Here is a 1,640-nt window from a genome sequence, read left to right as displayed (position 1 = left end):
CGTGGTTTTAGAAGAAGTTGTAATTTCTCCAAAAAGCTTGAAAACCATTTTAAAGCCTTCGACTTAACTTTCTTTTACATCAATAATGGCTTCATTTAATGTCAGCATACTTTTTAAAACACCACCAGAAATACATATATAAAAGAGAGAGCGGAGGTTATGCAATGGTGGAGTGACTATATAAAATCTCTTTTAAAATAAATAATTTAAGAAAATGCCATCATTGAGGTGGCATTTTTTTGTGAGTTTTCAACGAAAATAATTTTTAAAAAAAAACTTTTGGTAGGCTTAAGTCTGAATTACATAATTTTGGAGTCCATAATTGTGGATTACTTTAGAAAAAGCCGCCGTAGCATGTTACGTGATACCGCAAGTCTTGATATTTCAGCTTTGCTTCCTCCCACTCAAGCAATTAAACCGCTGCGCCTTAAATACAAGCAAGTTTGTGAATTATTGAATGTGTCACGTGATTGTTTGCGCAAAATCATGGAAAGTGATCAATCTTTTCCAAAGCCGTTAAAGAGTGGATCTTCCCGTCAGTCTGCTGTTTATTTTGATACAGAAGAAATTGAAGTGTGGTATGCGAAGCAGAAAGAAAAATGCCGTAGAGAGCAAATGAGAAGTTAATCAGAAAGTTAAAAAGGGTATTAAACATGATTAAAAAAATTGGAAAAAGTCCAGTTAATAAAACATATGCGGTTGTAACTAGGTTAGATCAGCCATATATCAATTGGACAGGTGACCAAATTGATATCGATGGCATATTGGAAGATAGGGAGAAAAAGCCTGTAATTTTTAGTGAGGGTTTGTGGTTGGAAATACATGAAATGCCACACATATTCGTTGGTTACATGACGCTATGTAGGTATCTACATCTTAAATGCATTGGAATGGATGAGTTGGTTGTACAGCTTTATGGAAAGAAAGAACCCGCGAATGAAGAAAAAGAACAGCTTATTGAAATCAGATATTGTTAGGTGGTACGAAATGGATAAATTTAAAAAACTACAAATGTATTGCATTGCGATTAGCTAATTTGGCGATATGCGCATACATTCAACTGATATGTATCTCATATGTGCTTCAACATTAAAGGAGCTGTGTTTTGATGAGAAACTGAAGTTGAATAAAAATAGAACTGTTCAGGAATTAGATAAGCATCATCCTTTGGGTGGATATTTTTGGTTACTAAATGGCGGGCGACAAATATACCAGCTTGGCGAGAATATGCTGGATGTGTATGACGCTTTATGTTTGCTTGGATTGATTGGGAAATTTACCAATCTTTTTGGTAATCAAAAGTTAACTGATAAGGAGAGAGAATATATTAAGAAATTTACAGCGATATGATTTTTTAAAACTTTTAACCGCCTTCGGGTGGTTTTTTTGTTTACTTTAATTTTGGAAATTTGCCGTATATACGAAAAATTAAAATAAAATGATTTACATATTTTTTAATAATAATCAACATATTATATTTTTAATTCTTGTATTAGACATTTGATAACTTCATAGTTACCACAGTTACCACAGTTACCACAGTTACCACAGTTACCACAGTTACCACAGTTACCACAGTTACCACAGTTACCACAGTTACCACAGTTACCACAGTTACCACAGTTACCACAGTTACCACA

3 protein-coding genes and 1 pseudogene are annotated in these 1,640 nt (G+C 33.7%); all 4 read left to right on the top strand.

Features of this window, described 5'->3' with window-relative positions:
* Positions 1 to 99, top strand: a pseudogene (locus tag ACEWB7_RS17240) (IS1 family transposase); the annotation flags it as partial.
* 255 nt (positions 100 to 354) lie between these two features.
* Positions 355 to 627 (top strand): helix-turn-helix transcriptional regulator, encoded by a 273-nt coding sequence (locus ACEWB7_RS17235; RefSeq protein ID WP_218946478.1) that lies wholly within the window; start codon positions 355 to 357, stop codon positions 625 to 627.
* Positions 628 to 653: 26 nt separating this feature from the next.
* A complete protein-coding gene (locus ACEWB7_RS17230) occupies positions 654 to 977 on the top strand; it encodes a hypothetical protein (RefSeq protein ID WP_411580999.1) in 324 nt (107 codons plus the stop codon).
* Positions 978 to 1,044: 67 nt separating this feature from the next.
* A complete protein-coding gene (locus ACEWB7_RS17225) occupies positions 1,045 to 1,350 on the top strand; it encodes a hypothetical protein (protein WP_411580998.1) in 306 nt (101 codons plus the stop codon).
* Positions 1,351 to 1,640 lie beyond the last annotated feature (290 nt).

This window comes from Acinetobacter sp. NIOH-H-8, assembly GCF_046635365.1.
Classification (GTDB): domain Bacteria; phylum Pseudomonadota; class Gammaproteobacteria; order Pseudomonadales; family Moraxellaceae; genus Acinetobacter.
The sequence above is the reverse complement of the archived record's forward strand: the minus strand, read 5'-3'. Positions and strand labels throughout refer to the sequence as shown.

Coding starts and splice junctions, on each gene's coding strand:
- ACEWB7_RS17235 (WP_218946478.1), top strand. CDS start 355: ATGTTACGTGATACCGCAAGTCTTGATATTTCAGCTTTGCTTCCTCCC.
- ACEWB7_RS17230 (WP_411580999.1), top strand. CDS start 654: ATGATTAAAAAAATTGGAAAAAGTCCAGTTAATAAAACATATGCGGTT.
- ACEWB7_RS17225 (WP_411580998.1), top strand. CDS start 1,045: ATGCGCATACATTCAACTGATATGTATCTCATATGTGCTTCAACATTA.